Here is a 17,656-nt window from a genome sequence, read left to right as displayed (position 1 = left end):
ACGCCCTGCGCGGGCACGCAAAACACCTTTGGCGCGGGTCGGGTTCTTCTTGGCGAAAATACTCCGGGGGTCCGGGGGCAGAGCCCCCGGATTTCGTCTCTATTCTGCCGGAATAGCCTCTGGCACCATGCCAAGCGGATGGCTCAGCTTGTTGAGCATCTCCTTGGGGCAAAGCTGGATGAAATGTGCCCGCTCTTGATCCCAGTATTGCAGGATGTCCTGCCCCCGGCGGCTGCCGGTTTCCGCGACATGCCGCTCGATCAGCCCTTTCAGCTCGGCCTCCCAATGCGGCTCTGTTACGGCACAACTGACCAGGGTTTCGCCATTGACCAGTGTCGGCGCGCGGCCCTGCGGATCATAGAGATAGGCCATGCCGCCGGTCATGCCGGCGCCAAAATTGGCCCCGATATCGCCAAGGATCACCGCAACGCCGCCGGTCATGTATTCACAGCCATTGCTGCCGCAGCCCTCGATCACCACCTTTGCACCCGAATTGCGCACGGCAAAGCGTTCGCCAGCACGGCCCGCGGCAAAGAGATAGCCATCGGTCGCGCCATAGAGCACGGTATTGCCGATGATCGTGTTTTCGGCGGCAACCAGCGGGCTGGCCATTGGTGGGCGTACCACGATGGTTGCCCCCGAAAGGCCCTTGCCCACATAGTCATTGGCGTCGCCCGAGACCTCGATCTTGAGGCCCGGCGCGGCAAAGGCCCCAAGGCTCTGCCCCGCACTTCCCGTCAGCTTGACCGTCAGGTGATCGGGCTGAAGGCTATTGCGCATTCCGAACTTGCGCACGATATGGCTGGATACCCGCGTGCCCACGGTGCGATGCGTGTTCTGCACCGCATAATGCAGCTGCATCTTCTCACCATCGTTCAGGAACCGCGCGGCATCGCGCACGATTTCGGCGTCCAGCGTATCGGGCACCTCGTTGCGCGGCTTGAGCCGGTCATAGCGCTGGTGTTGTGCCCCATCGACGGTGATCAGCATCGGGTTGAGGTCAAGATCATCCAGATGCGCCGACCCGCGCGACACCTGCGTCAGCAGATCCGCCCGCCCGATCACCTCATCAAGGCTGCGCGCACCGATAGAGGCAAGGATTTCCCGCACCTCCTGCGCGTAGAAAGTGATGAGGTTCACCACTTTGTCGGCATTGCCGGTGAACTTGGCGCGCAGCGCCTCGTCCTGCGTGCAAACGCCCACGGGACAGGTGTTCGACTGGCACTGACGCACCATGATACAGCCCATCGCGATCAGCGCTGCGGTGCCGATGCCATATTCCTCGGCCCCCATCATCGCCGCCATGACGATATCGCGCCCGGTACGCAGCCCGCCATCGGTGCGCAGCGTGATCCGCTCGCGCAGATTGTTCATGCTCAGCACCTGATGCGCCTCGGTCAGGCCCATTTCCCACGGCAGGCCGGCATATTTGATGCTCGTTGCGGGGGATGCGCCGGTGCCACCATTATGCCCGGAGATCAGGATCACATCCGCCTTGGCCTTGGCCACACCGGCGGCAATCGTGCCCACACCGGATTGCGCCACCAGCTTGACGCATACTTTGACGCCCGGATTGATCTGCTTGAGGTCATAGATGAGCTGCGCCAGATCCTCGATACTGTAGATATCGTGATGCGGCGGCGGCGAAATCAGCGTCACGCCTTCGGTCGAATGGCGCAGCCGTGCAATCAGCTTGGTCACTTTCATGCCCGGCAACTGCCCGCCCTCGCCGGGCTTGGCCCCTTGCGCGACCTTGATTTCCAACTCTTCGCAATGGTTGAGATATTCCGCCGTCACGCCAAAGCGGCCAGATGCCACCTGCTTGATCTTGGCCGATGGGTTGTCGCCATTGGCCTCTGGCGTGAAATGCGCCGGGTCTTCGCCGCCTTCGCCACTGTCCGAGCGCGCGCCGATCCGGTTCATTGCCACGTTCAGCGTCTTGTGCGCCTCGGGGCTCAGCGCCCCAAGCGACATGCCCGGTGTCACGAACCGCTTGCGGATCGCGGTTACGCTCTCGACCTCTTCAATCGGGATCGCCTTTCCCAGTGGCTTGATCGCCATCAGGTCGCGCAGATGAATGGGCGGATTGGCCTGCATAGCCGCGCTGTAGCGCTTCCAGAGCTCATAGCTTGCCTTGTTACAGGCGGTTTGCAGGATATGCATGGTCTGCGCACCCCAAGCATGGGTTTCGCCCGATTTCCGCGCCTTGTAAAAGCCGCCGATCGGCAGAATATCCTGCCCGCCGGCATAGGCGCGGCCATGCACCTCTTCCAGCTTGGCCTGAATCCCCGACACGCCGATGCCACTGATCCGGCTGGTCAGACCGGGGAAATACTCTGCGCACATCGCACGGCTCAGCCCGACCGCTTCAAAGTTCAAACCACCACGATAAGAGGAGATCACCGAAATCCCCATCTTCGACATGATTTTGAGCAGACCCTGATCAATCGCTGTCCGGTAGCGGGCCACTGCTTCGGTCAGGCTCCCCTCGATCAATCCGCGCGCGATCCGGTCGGCGATGCTGTCCTCGGCCAGATAGGCGTTGACCACCGTGGCACCCGCGCCAATCAGCACCGCGAAATAATGCGGGTCGATACATTCGGCAGAGCGCACGTTGAGGCTCGAGAATGTGCGCAGCCCCTTGCGTGTCAGATGGCTATGCACCGCACTGGTCGCCAAAATCATTGGCATGCCGACGCGGGCCTCGTTCTGGTGTTGATCCGTCAGGATGAGATGCCCGGTGCCCGAGCGGATCGCATCCTCTGCCTCGGCGCGGATACGCTCCAGCCCGTCTTGCAGCGCGTTCTTGCCGGGCGCAAAGGTGCAGTCGATCTCGGTCACATCGGCGTTGAACTGTTTGATCATCTCGGCCCATTGGGCATTGCCCACGAACGGGCTTTCGAGGACCAGAATCTCGGTTTGCGCGCTCGATTCATCCAGCACGTTCTTGAGGTTGCCGAACCGCGTCTTCAGGCTCATCACCCGGTATTCGCGCAGGCTGTCAATCGGCGGATTGGTCACCTGACTGAAATTCTGACGGAAGAAATGGCTCAGGGGGCGATACTGCTTGGAAAGAACGGCACTTGGCGTGTCGTCGCCCATGCTAGCCACCGCCTCTTTGCCATCCTCGGCCATGGGGGCCAAAACCTGCTCCAGCTCCTCGATGCTATAGCCCGCTGCGATCTGCCGCTTGCGCAGGTCCGAACCGGAATAAAGCGGGGCCTCTGTTGCCCCCGAAAGCGCCTCATCCAGCTCGTTGATCTTGCCGACCCATTCGCCAAAGGGCTGCGCGTCCGCCAAGCGGTTCTTGATTTCCGCATCGTGATAGAGCTTGCCTTGGGTCATATCCACGGCCAGCATCTGGCCCGGCCCAAGTGCGCCCTTTTCCTTGACCGTGCGCTCGTCAATCGGGACCATCCCGGCCTCTGACCCGGCAATCACCATGCCGTCACCTGTAACCACATACCGCATCGGCCGCAGCCCGTTGCGGTCAAGCCCGGCGCATACCCAGCGGCCATCGGTCATCGCCAGCGCGGCGGGGCCATCCCACGGCTCCATCACCGAATTGCAATAGGAATACATATCGCGCCACGACTGCGGCAGCTCTTCGGCCTGCTTGGACCAGGATTCAGGCACCAGCATCGTCTTGGCCATCGGCGCGGAACGTCCGGCGCGCACCAGCACCTCGAACACGGCATCCAGCGCGGCACTATCGCTTGATCCTTGCGGGATGATCGGCTTGATATCTTCGGCCAGATCGCCAAAGGCCCCGCTTGCCATGCGGATCTCATGGCTTTTCATCCAATTGGTATTGCCCTTGAGCGTGTTGATCTCGCCGTTATGCGCCAGCATGCGGAACGGCTGCGCCAGCCACCATTGCGGGAAGGTGTTGGTCGAATAGCGCTGATGATAAATGGCAAAGGCGCTCTTGAACCGTTCGTCCATCAGATCGGGGTAGAACACCGCCACCTGCTCGGCCAGCATCATCCCTTTGTAGATGATGCTGCGGCAGCTCAGGCTTGCCATGTAGAATCCCATGATCCCGGCAGCCTGCACCGCCTTTTCGATCCGGCGACGGATCACATAAAGTTCCCGCTCGAATGTTTCCTCATCCAATCCCTTGGCATCGGAAATCAGGATCTGTTCGATCTCGGGCCGGGTTGCGTTGGCCTTTTCGCCAAGACAGGAAATATCCACCGGCACATGCCGCCAGCCATAGATCGTGTGCCCCATGCGGAGCACTTCGGTTTCCACGATGGTCCGGCACTGTTCTTGCGCGCCAAAATTGGTGCGCGGCAAGAACACCTGACCCACGGCAACCAACCGGCTCTCGTTCGGCTCGTGGCCAGTGCGGCGGATTTGATCGTAAAAGAACGACACCGGGATTTGCAGATGAATGCCGGCGCCATCGCCGGTCTTGCCATCGGCATCAACGGCACCCCGGTGCCAGATCGCCTTGAGCGCGTTGATCCCTGCCTCGACCACGCGGCGCGACGGTTTGCCGTCAATCGACACGACAAGGCCCACACCACAAGAGGAATGCTCCTCTTCTTCGGCATACATGCCATTGGCTGCCAACCACTCGCGCTTGGCTTGCTGTTCTTCGGCCCAGTTAAGATCAAATGTCGTCATCGGTCTTTACCCTTCCTTAATCTGGTGGGTCAGTGTGTCTGTCACGTTGTCTCGTCGCGTGGCTGTCGGATCATCGTTGGAATACCGACGGGTTACCGCTACTCCGCAGCAACGGCTTGCGCTTGGTCCAGATAGTTCAGGATTGCCGCCGCCGAGTCGCGCCCGTCGCGGATCGCCCAAACCACAAGGGATGCGCCGCGCACAATATCGCCCACGGCAAAAACCCCGTCCATCGCGGTTTGCCCAGTGGTGAACTCGGCCTTGATCGTCCCCCAACGGGTGACTTCCAATTCCTTTTGCCCCCAAAGGCTTGGCAGGTCTTCGGGCTCGAACCCGAGCGCCTTGATCACCAGATCGGCGGGCGCATCCTCGATCGCGCCCTCAATCGGCTCTGGGCTCTGCCGCCCTGTGGCATCGGGCGCACCAAGGCGCATCTTCTGTACCTTCACCGCTGTTACCGGGTCGCCAACAAAGCCAACAGGGGCGCTCAGCCATTCAAACTTAACACCTTCCTCTTCGGCATTGGCCACCTCACGCTGGCTGCCGGGCATATTCTCGCGGTCGCGACGGTATAGGCATGTAACCGATTTGGCCCCTTGCCGAATGGCCGTGCGCACGCAATCCATCGCGGTATCGCCGCCGCCTACCACAACAATGCGCTTGCCTTCTGCGTTCAACTCGCCGCTTTCATACTCTGGCACGCTGTCGCCAAAGCACACACGATTGCTGGCGGTCAGATAGTCAATCGCTCGCACGATCCCGTCTGCACCGGCCCCCGGGCCGTCCAAATCGCGGCTCTTGTAAACTCCGGTGGCAATCATCAACGCATTGTGTTTGCTGCGGATTTCATCGAAACTGATGTCTGTTCCCACATCACAATTGAGCACGAATTTAACGCCACCCTGCTCCAGTTGTTCGACGCGGCGCATGACCACGTCCTTTTCCAACTTGAAACCGGGAATCCCATAGGTCAGCAACCCGCCGCCGCGATCATAGCGGTCATAGACCGTAACCTGCACCCCCGCCCGCCGCAGCACATCCGCCGCCGCAAGCCCACCGGGGCCAGCACCAATAATGCCGACAGATTCAACGCGCTCCACACTTGGCTTGATCACCTCAACCCAGCCCTCTTCCCAGGCGGTATCGGTTATGTATTTTTCAACCGCCCCAATCGTGACCGTGCCATGCCCCGATTGCTCGATCACGCAATTGCCCTCGCACAGCCGGTCCTGCGGGCAGATGCGCCCGCAAATCTCGGGGAAGGTGTTGGTCAACTGGCTGATTTCATAAGCCTCTTTCAGCCGACCTTCGGCTGTCAGGCGCAACCAGTCCGGAATATTGTTGTGCAGCGGACAATGGCTTTGGCAATAGGGCACGCCACACTGGCTACACCGTCCGGCCTGCTCCTTGGCTTTGGCATCGGCGAATTCGGCATAGATTTCATGGAAATCTTGCCGCCGATCATCTGCGCCACGTTTCTCGGGCATATCCCGCTCAACGCTCACAAATTTCAGCATGGGTTGCTTGGCCACGGCTTTTCCTCCCGAGTCAACTGGTTGCGAAGGTTTACAGCACTCCTCTTTGGATTAAAAGTCATAAACTATGACCTATTATGAATTAATTATAGTCGCTGCGCGTACATCCTTATTGATTTTTTCACAAATTAATTCCGATTCGGACCTACAATCAACTTTGCCTTTTTAAGACAATGCTTTATACGATTTCAAAAATCGGATCGGGACAGGCACCATGGCGCTCTTTCACATTTTCCTTGTCGCCATCGTGCAGGGGATAACCGAGTTTTTGCCGATTTCCTCGTCTGGCCATCTGATCCTTTTGCCGAATCTCCTGCATATTCCCGATCAGGGACAGATCATTGATGTGGCGGTGCATGTGGGCACGCTCTTTGCGGTCATTCTCTACTTCTGGTCTGACCTGCGGGGGGCCATCTTTGGCCTGCCTCGCCTGTTCATGGGGCGTGCCGACACGCCCGGCGCACGGCTTGCGTTGCTGTTGATCGTCTCGGCGGTTCCGGTGATGGTCGCGGGCCTGCTGCTCAAGATCACCGGGCTAAATGACGCGCTGCGCTCGATTACTGTCATCGGCTGGGCCACGCTCATCTTTGGCGTCCTGCTCTATTGGGCGGATCAAACTGGCAAAACCGTCAGAACCAGCGAAGGTTGGACCCTGCGCGATGCCATCCTCTTGGGGATGTGGCAGGTCATTGCCCTTATTCCCGGCACCTCGCGCTCTGGTATCACCATCACGGGTGCGCGCGTCATGGGTTTTGCGCGTGAGGATGCCGCGCGCCTTTCGATGCTGATGTCTGTGCCCACGATCATCGCCAGCGGCGTCTTGCTGGGTGCAGAGGCCGCGATGACGGCGGATATGGGTCTGATCCGTGACGGGGCGATTGCCGCCGCCTTGGCCTTTGTCGCGGCCCTCTTGGCGCTCAGCCTTATGATGCGCCTGCTGCGCAGCGTCAGCTTTACGCCCTATGTGATCTATCGCATGGTGCTGGGCGTGGCCTTGTTGGCCATCGCCTATAGCTGACGGTCAGCGCGCGCGCAGGTTCTTGGCCGATTCCTTGATCGCCGCATATTGCCCAGCCGGACGGAACCGCCAGAGATAATCCGGCAGTACCGCGCCTACCGCAACAGGGGTGATGCCAAGCGCGTCAAAGCCCTTGGCCCCGTCTCCGACAACATTATCCCGCCGCAGGCTGCGCACCTGATCCCGGGTGATCTGCGGCGGCACAAGGCCAAGCGTGACCGTCTGAACAAGCTCCATCGCCCCAGCCATAAGCGCGGCCACTCCAAAGGGAATATTGGCGATCAGACGCCGCCGCCGGATCACCTGCAGCATCTGCTGCATCAGACCACGAAAGCTGATCGCCTCTGGCCCGCCAAGCTCGTAAATGCCCGGCACTGCCCGGCCCATGGCCCCCATCACCGCGGCCTGCGCCACGTCATCTACATAGACCGGCTGGAATCGCGTGTCGGCACCGACCACAGGCAGTACCGGACCAAGCCGCGTCATCCCGGCAAAGCGGTTGAAAAACTGATCTTCGGGACCAAAGATGACCGAGGGGCGCAGGATCACGGCGTTCGGGAAATGCTGTAGGATACCCGCCTCGCCCGCTGCCTTGGAACGAGCATAGTGGCTGTCCGAGGTGGCATCGGCCCCAATTGCCGACAAATGCACCAGATGCGCCACGCCTTCCTCTGCGGCGATCCGCGCGATCCGTGTGGCCCCCTTGTCCTGCAAAGCGTCAAAGCTGTTTTTGCCCTTGCGGTCAAAGGTGCCAACGCAGTTCACCACCGCATCAGCGCCCTGCATCACCGCGCGCACAGATGCATCATCGCGGATATTGCAAAATACCGGCTCGACCTGACCGACAACGCCATAGGGTTTGACATGCATCGCCTCATTGGGGCGCCGCACCGCCACCCGTACCCGCCAACCGGCCTGCGCCATGCGCCGCGCAATATAGCGGCCCACGAACCCTGATCCGCCGTAAATGGTGACAAGCTTTGACATTCGGGCCTCCGAGGCTATGCGCGTATCCTCACTTTCCTATCGCCCCTGCGCGATTTGGACAAGACGATAAGGCAATTGCAGCCAAGCGACAAAATCGCCGTTGACACCATCCGGGGCGAGCGATAAACGCCTGCCTCACGACACCTGCCCAGGTGGCGGAATGGTAGACGCGCTGGCTTCAGGTGCCAGTGGCCGCAAGGCCGTGGAGGTTCGAGTCCTCTCCTGGGCACCACTTTCCCTTTGCGGGGTGTTTTTGTCGCTAAACCACTCAATTCCGGGAGTTAGAGCGGGCGTTTAATGCGCTTCGGCCCAATTGCGGCCTTGGCCCGCATCCACCACCAGGGGCACGTCTAGACGCACTGCCGGGTCTGCGGCCCCCTGCATCACAGCGCGCGCAACGTCGATCAAGCGGTCTACGCTGTCCTCGGCCACTTCAAAGATCAATTCGTCATGGACCTGCAACAGCATCTTGCAGGGCAGCCCCGCGATCGCCTCGGGCATACGGATCATGGCGCGGCGGATGATGTCCGCCGCCGTGCCTTGAATTGGCGCGTTGATCGCTGCACGCCGGGCGAATCCGGCGCGCGGGCCTTTGGCGGCAATCTCGGGCGTGTGGATCTTGCGCCCGAACAGGGTCTGGACATAGCCATGTTCCTTGGCAAAGGCGGTGGTGGCGTCCATGTAATCCTTGATGCCCGGAAACCGCTCGAAATAGCGGTCGATGAATCCCTGCGCCTCGCCTCTTGGAATGCGCAGATTGCGTGCAAGACCAAAGCCCGAGATGCCATAGATCACCCCGAAATTGATCGCCTTGGCCTGACGCCTGATCTCGGGCGTCATCTCGGCCAGCGGCACGTTGAACATCTCTGACGCGGTCATGGCGTGAATGTCATGGCCATCGCGAAACGCCTGCTTGAGCGTCTCTATCCCGGCCACATGCGCCAAAATGCGCAACTCGATCTGGCTGTAATCGAGACTGACCAGACGATTGCCGGGGGCCGCAACAAAGGCCTCTCGGATGCGTCGCCCTTCTTCGCTGCGCACGGGAATGTTTTGCAGATTGGGGTCAGACGAGGAAAACCGCCCTGTGCTGGCCCCGGTTTGCAGATAGGAGGTGTGGACCCGCCCCGTATCCGGATCGATGTGATCCTGAAGCGCGTCAGTATAGGTGGATTTGAGCTTGCTCAATTGCCGCCAATCCAGAACGCGCGCAGGCAGATCATGCTCTGTCGCCAGATCCTCGAGCACGTCGGCCCCGGTGGCATAGGCACCGGTTTTGCCCTTTTCGCCGCCCGGCAGGCCCAATTCGTCAAACAGGATCTCTCCCAATTGCTTGGGCGAACCGACATTGAAACTGCGCCCGGCAAGCGCGTGAATTTCTGATTCCAAGCCGGCCATCTTCTGGGCGAACTTGCCCGACATGGCACGCAGCGTGTCACGGTCGACCAGCACGCCATCCCGCTCCATGCGCGCCAGCAAGGGCACCAACGGGCGCTCCAGCGTCTCGTAGACCGTGGTGACCTGGGCACGGTGCAGCTGCGGCTTGAGCGTGAGCCAGAGGCGCAGCGTGATGTCGGCATCCTCTGCGGCATATTTCACCGCCTCGGCCACTGGCACGCGGTCAAAGGTGACAGCGGCTTTGCCACTACCCAGCAGGGATCTGATCGGGATCGGGCTATGGTTCAGATAGCGCTCTGACAGCGTGTCCATCCCATGCCCGTGCAGCCCGGCATGCAGCGCATAGGACATCAGCATCGTATCGTCGATGGGGGCCACGGTTATGCCATGGGCGGCCAGAATCTTGGCGTCGTACTTCATATTCTGACCGATCTTGAGGATGGCGTCATCCTCAAGCACGGGTTTGAGGGCGTTCAATACCTCGTCCAGTTGCAATTGCCCCTCGGCCCGCGCGTCCGACCCAAAGAGATCATCCGCCGCCCCGTCTTTGTGCGCCACCGGGATGTAACAGGCGCGGCCCGGTGCCGTAGCCAGCGAAATCCCCACCAGATCGGCCTGCATTTCGTTGAGCGAGGTGGTCTCGGTATCAAAGGCGACATAGCCTTGGGCGTGGATGGTGGCGATCCAGGCGTCCAGCGTCGCGCGGTCCGAGACATGGACATAGGTCTCAGGCTCTATCGCTGGCCAATCGGGGGTTTGATCGGGTGCCGTGGCAGCGCTTTGCGCGGCAGGTTCCGGAATGGTCGGCGCCACTGCGCCCAAGGCCTCGGCGATGCGCTTCGAGAGGGTGCGAAACTCCATTTGCGCCAGAAACCCCAACAACATCTCGGGATCAGGATCCCGCACTTCCAGATCGTCGAGCGTAAAGTCGAGCGGCGTGTTGCAATCCAGTTGCACCAGCCGCTTCGACATCTCGATCTGTGCGCGCTTTTCGATCAACGTATCGCGGCGCTTGGGCTGCTTGATCTCTTCGGCGCGGTCCAAAAGCGCCTCGAGTGAGCCGAATTCGTTGATCAAAAGCGCCGCCGTCTTGATCCCGATCCCCGGCGCACCGGGCACGTTATCGACACTATCGCCGGCCAGCGCCTGCACATCGACCACCCGGTCCGGGCTGACGCCGAATTTCTCGCGCACGCCCTCCACATCAATCAGGCGGTTTTTCATCGCATCCAGCATTTCGACCCCATCGCCGACAAGCTGCATCAGGTCCTTGTCGGAGCTGATGATCGTCACCCGTCCGCCCAGATCGCGCGCCTGACAGGCGAGCGTGGCGATGATGTCATCGGCCTCGTAGCCCTCTTTCTCTTCGCAGGCGATGTTGAAGGCGCGCGTGGCCTCGCGCGTCAGCGGGATCTGCGGGCGCAGGTCCTCTGGCATCGCTTCGCGGTTGGCCTTGTATTCGGGATAAAGATCGTTGCGAAACGTATGGCTGCCCTTGTCAAAGATGACGGCGACATGCGTGGGCGCGTCGTGGCCGTTGTTGCCCTCAACATAGCGTTGCAGCATGTTGCAAAACCCCGACACAGCCCCGATGGGCAGCCCGTCGGATTTGCGTGTCAGCGGCGGCAGCGCGTGATAGGCGCGGAAAATGAACGACGATCCGTCGATCAGATGCAAGTGACAGCCTTTTCCGAATGACATGGGTTGCCCTCCCGATCAGGCGTCTTCTTGGCGAAAATACTCAAATTCCCGGGCCCGAACAGGGCACCCGGCCGATGGCTCAGACCTTGCCCTCAAAATCCTTGTGAACCAGTTTGGCATCGCAATAGGGGCATTCGACAAACCCTGTTTCATGCGGGATTTGCAGCCAGACGCGGGGATGGCCCAAAGCACCCTCGCCCCCGTCGCAGGCGACGCGATAGCTGTCCACAATGCGGGTTTCCGGTGCCTGCGTTACCATCGGGGCGTTTCCTTTTGCCGTGCTTTCCACTAGGTGCGAATATGAGTGAACACAAGCCGAGGGGCAAGAGCAGCATGGCGTCCAATGCCATTGAAATCCGCGGATTGACCAAGACTTATGGCGCGGGGCGCAACAGCCCGGCCAAACAGGCGCTCAAAGGGATCAACCTCGACGTACCGCAAGGGTCTGTTTTTGGCCTGTTGGGGCCGAACGGGGCGGGTAAATCGACACTGATCAATATTCTGGCGGGCTTGGTGGTCAAGACTGCGGGGCAGGTTACGATCTGGGGCTTCGATCAGGATCGCAACCCGCGTCAGAGCCGCGCCTCAATCGGGGTGATGCCGCAGGAATTGAATCTTGACCCGTTCTTTACCCCGCGCGGCGCGCTTGAGGTGCAGGCGGGGCTCTACGGCGTGCCCCGGCGCGAACGGCGCAGCGACGAGATATTGCGCCTCATAGGGCTAGAGGACAAGGCCGAGGCCTATGCGCGCACCCTATCAGGGGGCATGCGGCGGCGTCTGCTTCTGGGCAAGGCCTTGGTGCATCATCCGCATATCCTTGTTCTGGATGAGCCGACCGCAGGCGTGGATATCGAGCTGCGCCAGATGCTGTGGGAGAATGTGCGGCGGCTGAACGAGCAGGGCATGACCATCATTCTCACCACCCACTACCTCGAAGAGGCCGAGGAAATGTGCGACGAAATCGCCATTATCAATCTGGGTGAAGTGGTGGCGCGCGACAGCACCGCCAATCTCTTGGGGCGTCTTGACCACAAGACGATGATCATTCAGCCCGACAAGCCCGCCGCAACCCTGCCGCAGGCGGAGGGGCTGAGCGTGACCAAGCGTGGCGATGGGGCGCTGGTCATCACCTATAAATCCGGTGCCACCTCTGCCGAAGAGGTGCTTGCTGCCGTTCATGCCGCCGGAATCACCATTCGCGATGTGAAAACAGAACAGGCGGATTTGCAGGATGTGTTCCTGGAGCTGACCCGGAGCCGGTGACGCCTGCACAAGACCCAAACGGAGGATGCCAGCAGATGCCGACACCCTCCGTTCCCCACGTGCTCCCTACGCACCACACGTGTAACTTGATCAGGTCTCGGCCATACTGGCCCGAATAAAACCACCTTACGCCAAACGCGCGGCAGCTCCAATCAGAGACTGCCGCGCATTCGTTTCAAATTGTGCTCAGCGCACTCTGGGGATGGCCGCGCTCAGGCGGCCTTTCTAGGGAGGTGGGTCACCTCGCTTTCGATCAGAGCGCGATGCAAGGCGGCGATTCCCGCCTCCATCTCCTTGGCCCCGAGGACGAATTGAACATCCACGCTGCGCGGTGTCTGATGCGCTGCGATCACCTCGATCCCGGCATCTTCTAGCGCTGCCAGACCGCGGCTGAGCACCCTGAGCCCACTCAGATCACGCCCGATGGGCGACACCAGAGACAAGGTGCGCGCAGAGACCTTGGCCGAGGGGTAAATCTCTTCCAGATCACGCGCCACGCGCCTGACAACCTTGAGCGACGCCTGCACATAGTGCGTGATCGTATTGGCGTTCGATGTCTTGGATACGATCCAGACATTGTGCCGCTTAAGCGCCTCCAGAATGGCCGCGTCATAGCCTTTAACGCCGACCATATCCTGTTCGAACAATTCCAATGCCACGACCTTGAGGCCGGTCACGATCTCGACGCTTGGCGTATCGGTCGGCTGATCGTCGATCAGCGTCCCCGGATCGCCCGGATCAAAGGCATTCGTTACCCGCAGCGCCACATCGGCCTGTCGCAGGGTCTTGGCCGCCTTGGGGTGAATCGCCTCCATCCCCAAGTTCGAGAGCTGATCGGCCACGTCGTAATTGGTGTGGCCCAGCTTGCGCACAGCGTCCGCCCCCACAAGGTTTGGATCCGCGGACGAGAGGTGAAATTCCTTGTGGATGATCGCCTCTTTCGCCCCTGTCCATGCGGCAATAGTGGCGAATGTGACCTCGGAATAGCCCCGGTCAAACTCGCGCATCAGCCCTTCGGTGCATTGCGCATAGCCCGTGACAATCGGCATTTCGCTGGATAGATCCACGTCACGCAAGCCTGCGGCGATCCGTTCTGACAGGTCATGCTCTGTCTCGTCGCGCCAACCGCTCAGGTCGATGAATCGCGCGTTGACGCCGGCCCGCTGCAACAAAAGCGTGGTGACAAAGGCAGAATGCGATTCCCCCAGACCCGAGAGCAGTTCACGGATGACCAGCATGTGGTCGCTCAGGCGGAAATGGCCATAGGAACATAGCCGCTGCAGATCAAAGAGGCACGACCGCGCCCCCTCGATCCGCTCGCGCACGAACTCGTCCGCCATGCTGCGATCACCCGGATGTTCCAGAATATCCCCATGTGCCTCGCGCATCGCGCGGCCCACCTCGGTCAGCGCATCAAGCCAACCGTGATCATCATCCCCGTTGGCAAATCGCGCATAGACACCTGGCGTGCCGGATTTCTTGTGCTCCAACAGCTTGTTGGTGATCCCGCCAAAGGCCGAGACCACAAAGATGCGATGGTAAAGCGCGGCACCTGTCCGCTCTCCGATAAAGAGCGTGCCAAGCAACTCGTTCACGCGGCTCATGGATGTGCCGCCAATTTTTTCGACGGTATGGTCTGGAAATGTCATATCCCTCTATCCGGGTTTAAACCCGGACCCTTTTGTCAGGCGCTTTCCAGCGCGTAAGAGCCATCGGCCTGATGCACCTCTTTGCCCGTCACCGGCGGGTTAAAGCAGCAGGCCATGACAAGCTCTTCGTCTGCGCGCAGGATGTGGCGATCATGCTTGTCGAGCGCATACATCACGCCCGGCTTGATCTCATGCGTCTCGCCGGTGGCGATGTCCGTGATCGAGCCTTTGCCCTGCATGCAATAGACGCTCTCAAAGTGGTTCTTGTATTCGAACGTATGTTCCGAACCCGGCTCCAGGAACGTGATGTGAAATGAAAATCCCATCCCGTCATCTGCCAGCAGCATCCGCACGCTCGACCATTGCGCATCAGAGACCACGCGCTCGCGCTCTTGCTCGATGATTTTGTTAAAGTCTCTCACAATCATTTCCGTTACTCCGCTGCAAGTTTATGTGTCTGTGTCACGTCGCGCGCTGCTTCTTCGAGGATGCTCAGCCCCGATTTCAGGGTCGCTTCGGGCGTTGTCAGGGCGGCAAGCACCTTGACCACCTCATCATGGGCACCCGATGTCTCGATGATAAGCCCTTTTTCAAAGGCTCGGGCACAGATCGCCGCTGCGAGTGTGCCGTCACCCACATCGACCCCCTGCATCATGCCGCGTCCTTTGAGACGGGCACCGGGGATGCCGTCCGCGATCCGAATCAGCGCGTCACGCAGAATTTCGGATTTTGTAGCGATGGATTTCTGGAACGCATCGTCCTTCCAGAATTTTTCGATCGCGACACGCGCGGTGACAAAGGCATGCGTGTTGCCCCGGAATGTGCCGTTATGCTCGGCCGGGCCCCAGATATCATGCTCGGGCTTGATCAAGAGCGCGGCAAAGGGCAGGCCCATCCCCGAAAAGCTCTTGGCCATCGGGATGAGATCAGGTTCGATCCCCATCTCCTCAAAGCTAAAGAAGGTGCCCGTGCGCCCGCAGCCTGCCTGAATGTCATCTACAATCAGCAGCGCCCCGTGTTCCTTGGCCAAGCGGGCCACGCCCTGCATAAAGGCGGTGGACGCGGCATTGAGCCCACCCTCGCCCTGTACCGGCTCTAGAATAAAGGCTGCCGGGGCATCGACGCCGCTGGACGGATTGCCCAGCATTTCCTCGATGATCCTGAGGCTGTCTACATCCGGCCCGAACGCCCCTTCATAGGGCATATGTGTGGTGCCACAGAGCGATCCACCGCCCGCGCCCGCGCGCTTGCCCGCGTTGCCGGTGCAGCTCAGCGCGCCCATGGTCATGCCATGAAACCCGTTGGTAAACGCGATGATGTTGCGCCGACCCGTCACTTTGCGCGCCAGCTTCATGGCCGCTTCGACCGCGTTCGTGCCGGTCGGGCCGGTCATCATCACCTTATAATCCATGCCGCGCGGCTTTAGGATGATATCCTCGAATGCGCGCAGGAAATCAGCCTTGGCATCCGTGTGCATATCAAGGCCATGGGTGACCCCATCAGCCGTGATATGGTCGATCAACGCCGCCTTCATGTCTGGGTCGTTGTGCCCATAGTTGAGCGACGAGCACCCGGCGAGAAAGTCGATATAGGTGTTGCCCGACGCATCGGTCATCTCAGACCCCTGCGCCTTGACAAAAGCGGTGGGAAAGCTGCGGCAATAGCTGCGCGCTTCGCTTTCGCGACGGGCAAAAATTTCCAGATCGGCTGACTTGTCAGTCGTCATAACGTATTCCTTCATGTGATTGGGGAATGGGCGGGCAGGGGCCTGAGGATCAGGCCGCCTTTTTCATCCGCTCTTTCATGGCAATTGTGACCATGTATTCGGTGTCGTGCAGATCGTTGAAATGCAGCGATTTCGAGAAGTACGGCGTGCTCGACAGGGCGCCGTCGTTCAGATCGCTGAACTTGCGGAACAAGGCCCAGCTGCCAGCATTGTCGCGCGTGATCGTGGTTTGCACGCGGGTTACATCCTTGCAGACGTCACGCGACAGAAGCCCGCGAAGCATCAGCGTGCCCAGACCCGTGCCGCGTGCCTTTTCCGATACGGCAACCTGCCACACAAAGAGCGTTTCAGGATCGTCAGGCAAGAGGTAGCCCGAAACCCAGCCGACAACTTCACCACCCATCTCAGCTACGATGCAGGTGTCGCGGAAATGATCGCATTGGATCAGGTTGCAATACATCGAATTTTCATCGAGCGGCTTGCACGCCTGAATCAGCTCCCAGATCGCCGCGCCGTCCTCTGATGAGGGCTTACGCAGGGTTGGTAGGGCCTTCCGAAACATTTCCATCGCATGTCGCATCGCTGTGTGACCTCTCTATTTGCTTCGTAGAACTAAATATATTAAACAGGCCTATAAATCAACCATGCGCGTGTGAATTTATAAAATTCGCCATTTATTGCCAAAATACCTTATTTTTTCGGATAAAATACCCTATATATTTAATTAGCGAACTAAATTAGTTTCTCAGGAGGAATGAAATTGCAATTGAGCGACAGCTTTGCGACCATTACAGCCATCACCAAAGGGGCTCGTATGGACCGCACAGACCAAAGCTTGATCGCCCTGCGTCGCATCCTGCGCGCAACCGAGATTTATGGGCGCAAGCTCGCTTCCGCTGCCGGGCTGACAGCGGTTCAATTCCGCGTTCTTCAAATTGTGGCGGAGCGGGGCAATTGCACCGCAACCCATATCGCCCAACAGATGCGGGTGTCTCAGGCGACCATCACCGCTTTGGTGGACAAATTGGTGAAACATGGCGTGGTGACGCGGGAAAAATCCCAGACCGATCGTCGGCAGACGAACATCGTCATCACCGATGCGGGCCACGAGACCATTCGTCGTGCCCCTGACGCGCTGCAACAGCGCTATGTGCGCAAGTTCGAGGCGCTCGCGGATTGGGAACAGGCACAGCTTGTGGCATCGCTCGAGCGGGTTGCCACCCTGCTCGATGCCGAGGATATAGATGCGGCTCCAGTGCTCGATACAAGCGACTTTCGCACACATTCCTGAGCCATAAAAAAGAACACCCACCAAGGGGCGGGCGCTCTGACATTCGGTGGGATCATCGCCTCAGCGATAGACGGCTTCCTTGCCGAAATGCTTGGTCAGCATGTAATAGACCACAGCGCGATACTTGTTACGCTCGGATTTGCCATAGGTCTCGATCACCTGATTGATCGCGTCCATCAGCGCCGGGCTATCGGCGAGGCCCAGTTTCTTGACGAGAAAATTCGTCTTGACGGTTTCAAGCTCTGCCGGTTGGCTGCCCGCAATTGTCGAGGCATCTGCGTTGTAAATTGCAGGACCACATCCAATGGTTACCTTCGTCAGCAGGTCCATATCCGGTTCCATCCCGCATTTATTACGCAGATCATCCGCGTATTTCACGATCAGGTCGTCACGCTTTCCCATCAATTCTCTCCCATTTTTCCGGCAAACGGCCGGCCCATCGTTTCACCAAGCCCC

Annotated in this window: 13 protein-coding genes and 1 tRNA gene; 4 read left to right on the top strand and 10 right to left on the bottom strand. The window is 59.7% G+C overall.

What is annotated here, in order from left to right:
* Positions 1–99: 99 nt before the first annotated feature.
* Both gltB and ACLGGT_RS06160 read right to left on the bottom strand, forming a co-directional pair.
* Entirely contained in the window at positions 100–4,632 is a 4,533-nt protein-coding gene (gene gltB, locus ACLGGT_RS06165) for a glutamate synthase large subunit (RefSeq protein WP_008282647.1), read from the bottom strand.
* 98 nt (positions 4,633–4,730) lie between these two features.
* Positions 4,731–6,164: an NAD(P)-dependent oxidoreductase gene (locus ACLGGT_RS06160; RefSeq protein WP_198133613.1), complete on the bottom strand. Its 1,434-nt coding sequence runs from the start codon at positions 6,162–6,164 to the stop codon at positions 4,731–4,733.
* A 217-nt stretch (positions 6,165–6,381) separates the two neighbouring features.
* Between ACLGGT_RS06160 and ACLGGT_RS06155 the strand changes: the two genes are divergently transcribed.
* Positions 6,382–7,185 (top strand): undecaprenyl-diphosphate phosphatase, encoded by an 804-nt coding sequence (locus ACLGGT_RS06155; protein WP_437195323.1) that lies wholly within the window; start codon positions 6,382–6,384, stop codon positions 7,183–7,185.
* 3 nt (positions 7,186–7,188) lie between these two features.
* Here ACLGGT_RS06155 and ACLGGT_RS06150 read toward each other — a convergent pair whose 3' ends face one another.
* A complete protein-coding gene (locus tag ACLGGT_RS06150) occupies positions 7,189–8,172 on the bottom strand; it encodes a complex I NDUFA9 subunit family protein (protein WP_437195321.1) in 984 nt (327 codons plus the stop codon).
* Between the two features lie 146 nt (positions 8,173–8,318).
* Here ACLGGT_RS06150 and ACLGGT_RS06145 point away from each other — a divergent pair.
* A tRNA-Leu gene (locus ACLGGT_RS06145) sits at positions 8,319–8,404 on the top strand.
* A gap of 62 nt (positions 8,405–8,466) precedes the next feature.
* Here the strand turns inward: ACLGGT_RS06145 and polA are convergent.
* Both polA and ACLGGT_RS06135 read right to left on the bottom strand, forming a co-directional pair.
* Positions 8,467–11,271 carry a DNA polymerase I gene (gene polA, locus ACLGGT_RS06140; protein WP_437195319.1) on the bottom strand — a complete coding sequence of 935 codons (2,805 nt, stop codon included), beginning with the start codon at positions 11,269–11,271 and terminating at the stop codon, positions 8,467–8,469.
* A 79-nt stretch (positions 11,272–11,350) separates the two neighbouring features.
* Positions 11,351–11,530, bottom strand: coding sequence for a zinc-finger domain-containing protein (locus ACLGGT_RS06135; protein ID WP_037276823.1), 180 nt, complete (start codon positions 11,528–11,530; stop codon positions 11,351–11,353).
* Between the two features lie 74 nt (positions 11,531–11,604).
* On the opposite strand from ACLGGT_RS06135, the gene ACLGGT_RS06130 reads away from it, so the two are divergent.
* Positions 11,605–12,534, top strand: a complete 930-nt coding sequence (locus ACLGGT_RS06130; protein WP_037298623.1) for an ABC transporter ATP-binding protein — start codon at positions 11,605–11,607, stop codon at positions 12,532–12,534.
* A 212-nt stretch (positions 12,535–12,746) separates the two neighbouring features.
* On the opposite strand, the gene ACLGGT_RS06125 is transcribed toward ACLGGT_RS06130, so the two are convergent.
* From ACLGGT_RS06125 to ectA, 4 genes are read right to left on the bottom strand one after another with little or no spacing between them, the layout of a single operon-like run.
* Positions 12,747–14,183 carry an aspartate kinase gene (locus tag ACLGGT_RS06125; RefSeq protein WP_008282640.1) on the bottom strand — a complete coding sequence of 479 codons (1,437 nt, stop codon included), beginning with the start codon at positions 14,181–14,183 and terminating at the stop codon, positions 12,747–12,749.
* A gap of 35 nt (positions 14,184–14,218) precedes the next feature.
* Positions 14,219–14,611, bottom strand: coding sequence for an ectoine synthase (locus tag ACLGGT_RS06120; RefSeq protein WP_008282639.1), 393 nt, complete (start codon positions 14,609–14,611; stop codon positions 14,219–14,221).
* A gap of 5 nt (positions 14,612–14,616) precedes the next feature.
* The gene (gene ectB / locus ACLGGT_RS06115; RefSeq protein ID WP_008282638.1) at positions 14,617–15,909 is read right to left on the bottom strand and encodes a diaminobutyrate--2-oxoglutarate transaminase; all 1,293 of its coding nucleotides are present in this window, start codon (positions 15,907–15,909) and stop codon (positions 14,617–14,619) included.
* 49 nt (positions 15,910–15,958) lie between these two features.
* Positions 15,959–16,477 carry a diaminobutyrate acetyltransferase gene (gene ectA, locus ACLGGT_RS06110; protein ID WP_008282637.1) on the bottom strand — a complete coding sequence of 173 codons (519 nt, stop codon included), beginning with the start codon at positions 16,475–16,477 and terminating at the stop codon, positions 15,959–15,961.
* 186 nt (positions 16,478–16,663) lie between these two features.
* Here ectA and ACLGGT_RS06105 point away from each other — a divergent pair, with 186 nt between their 5' ends.
* A complete protein-coding gene (locus tag ACLGGT_RS06105; protein ID WP_008282636.1) occupies positions 16,664–17,200 on the top strand; it encodes a MarR family winged helix-turn-helix transcriptional regulator in 537 nt (178 codons plus the stop codon).
* A 60-nt stretch (positions 17,201–17,260) separates the two neighbouring features.
* On the opposite strand, the gene ACLGGT_RS06100 is transcribed toward ACLGGT_RS06105, so the two are convergent.
* A complete protein-coding gene (locus ACLGGT_RS06100; RefSeq protein WP_219434918.1) occupies positions 17,261–17,602 on the bottom strand; it encodes a DUF2853 family protein in 342 nt (113 codons plus the stop codon).
* Positions 17,603–17,656 lie beyond the last annotated feature (54 nt).

Source organism: Roseovarius sp. MS2 (assembly GCF_051447875.1).
Classification (GTDB): domain Bacteria; phylum Pseudomonadota; class Alphaproteobacteria; order Rhodobacterales; family Rhodobacteraceae; genus Roseovarius; species Roseovarius mucosus_A.
The sequence above is the reverse complement of the archived record's forward strand: the minus strand, read 5'-3'. Positions and strand labels throughout refer to the sequence as shown.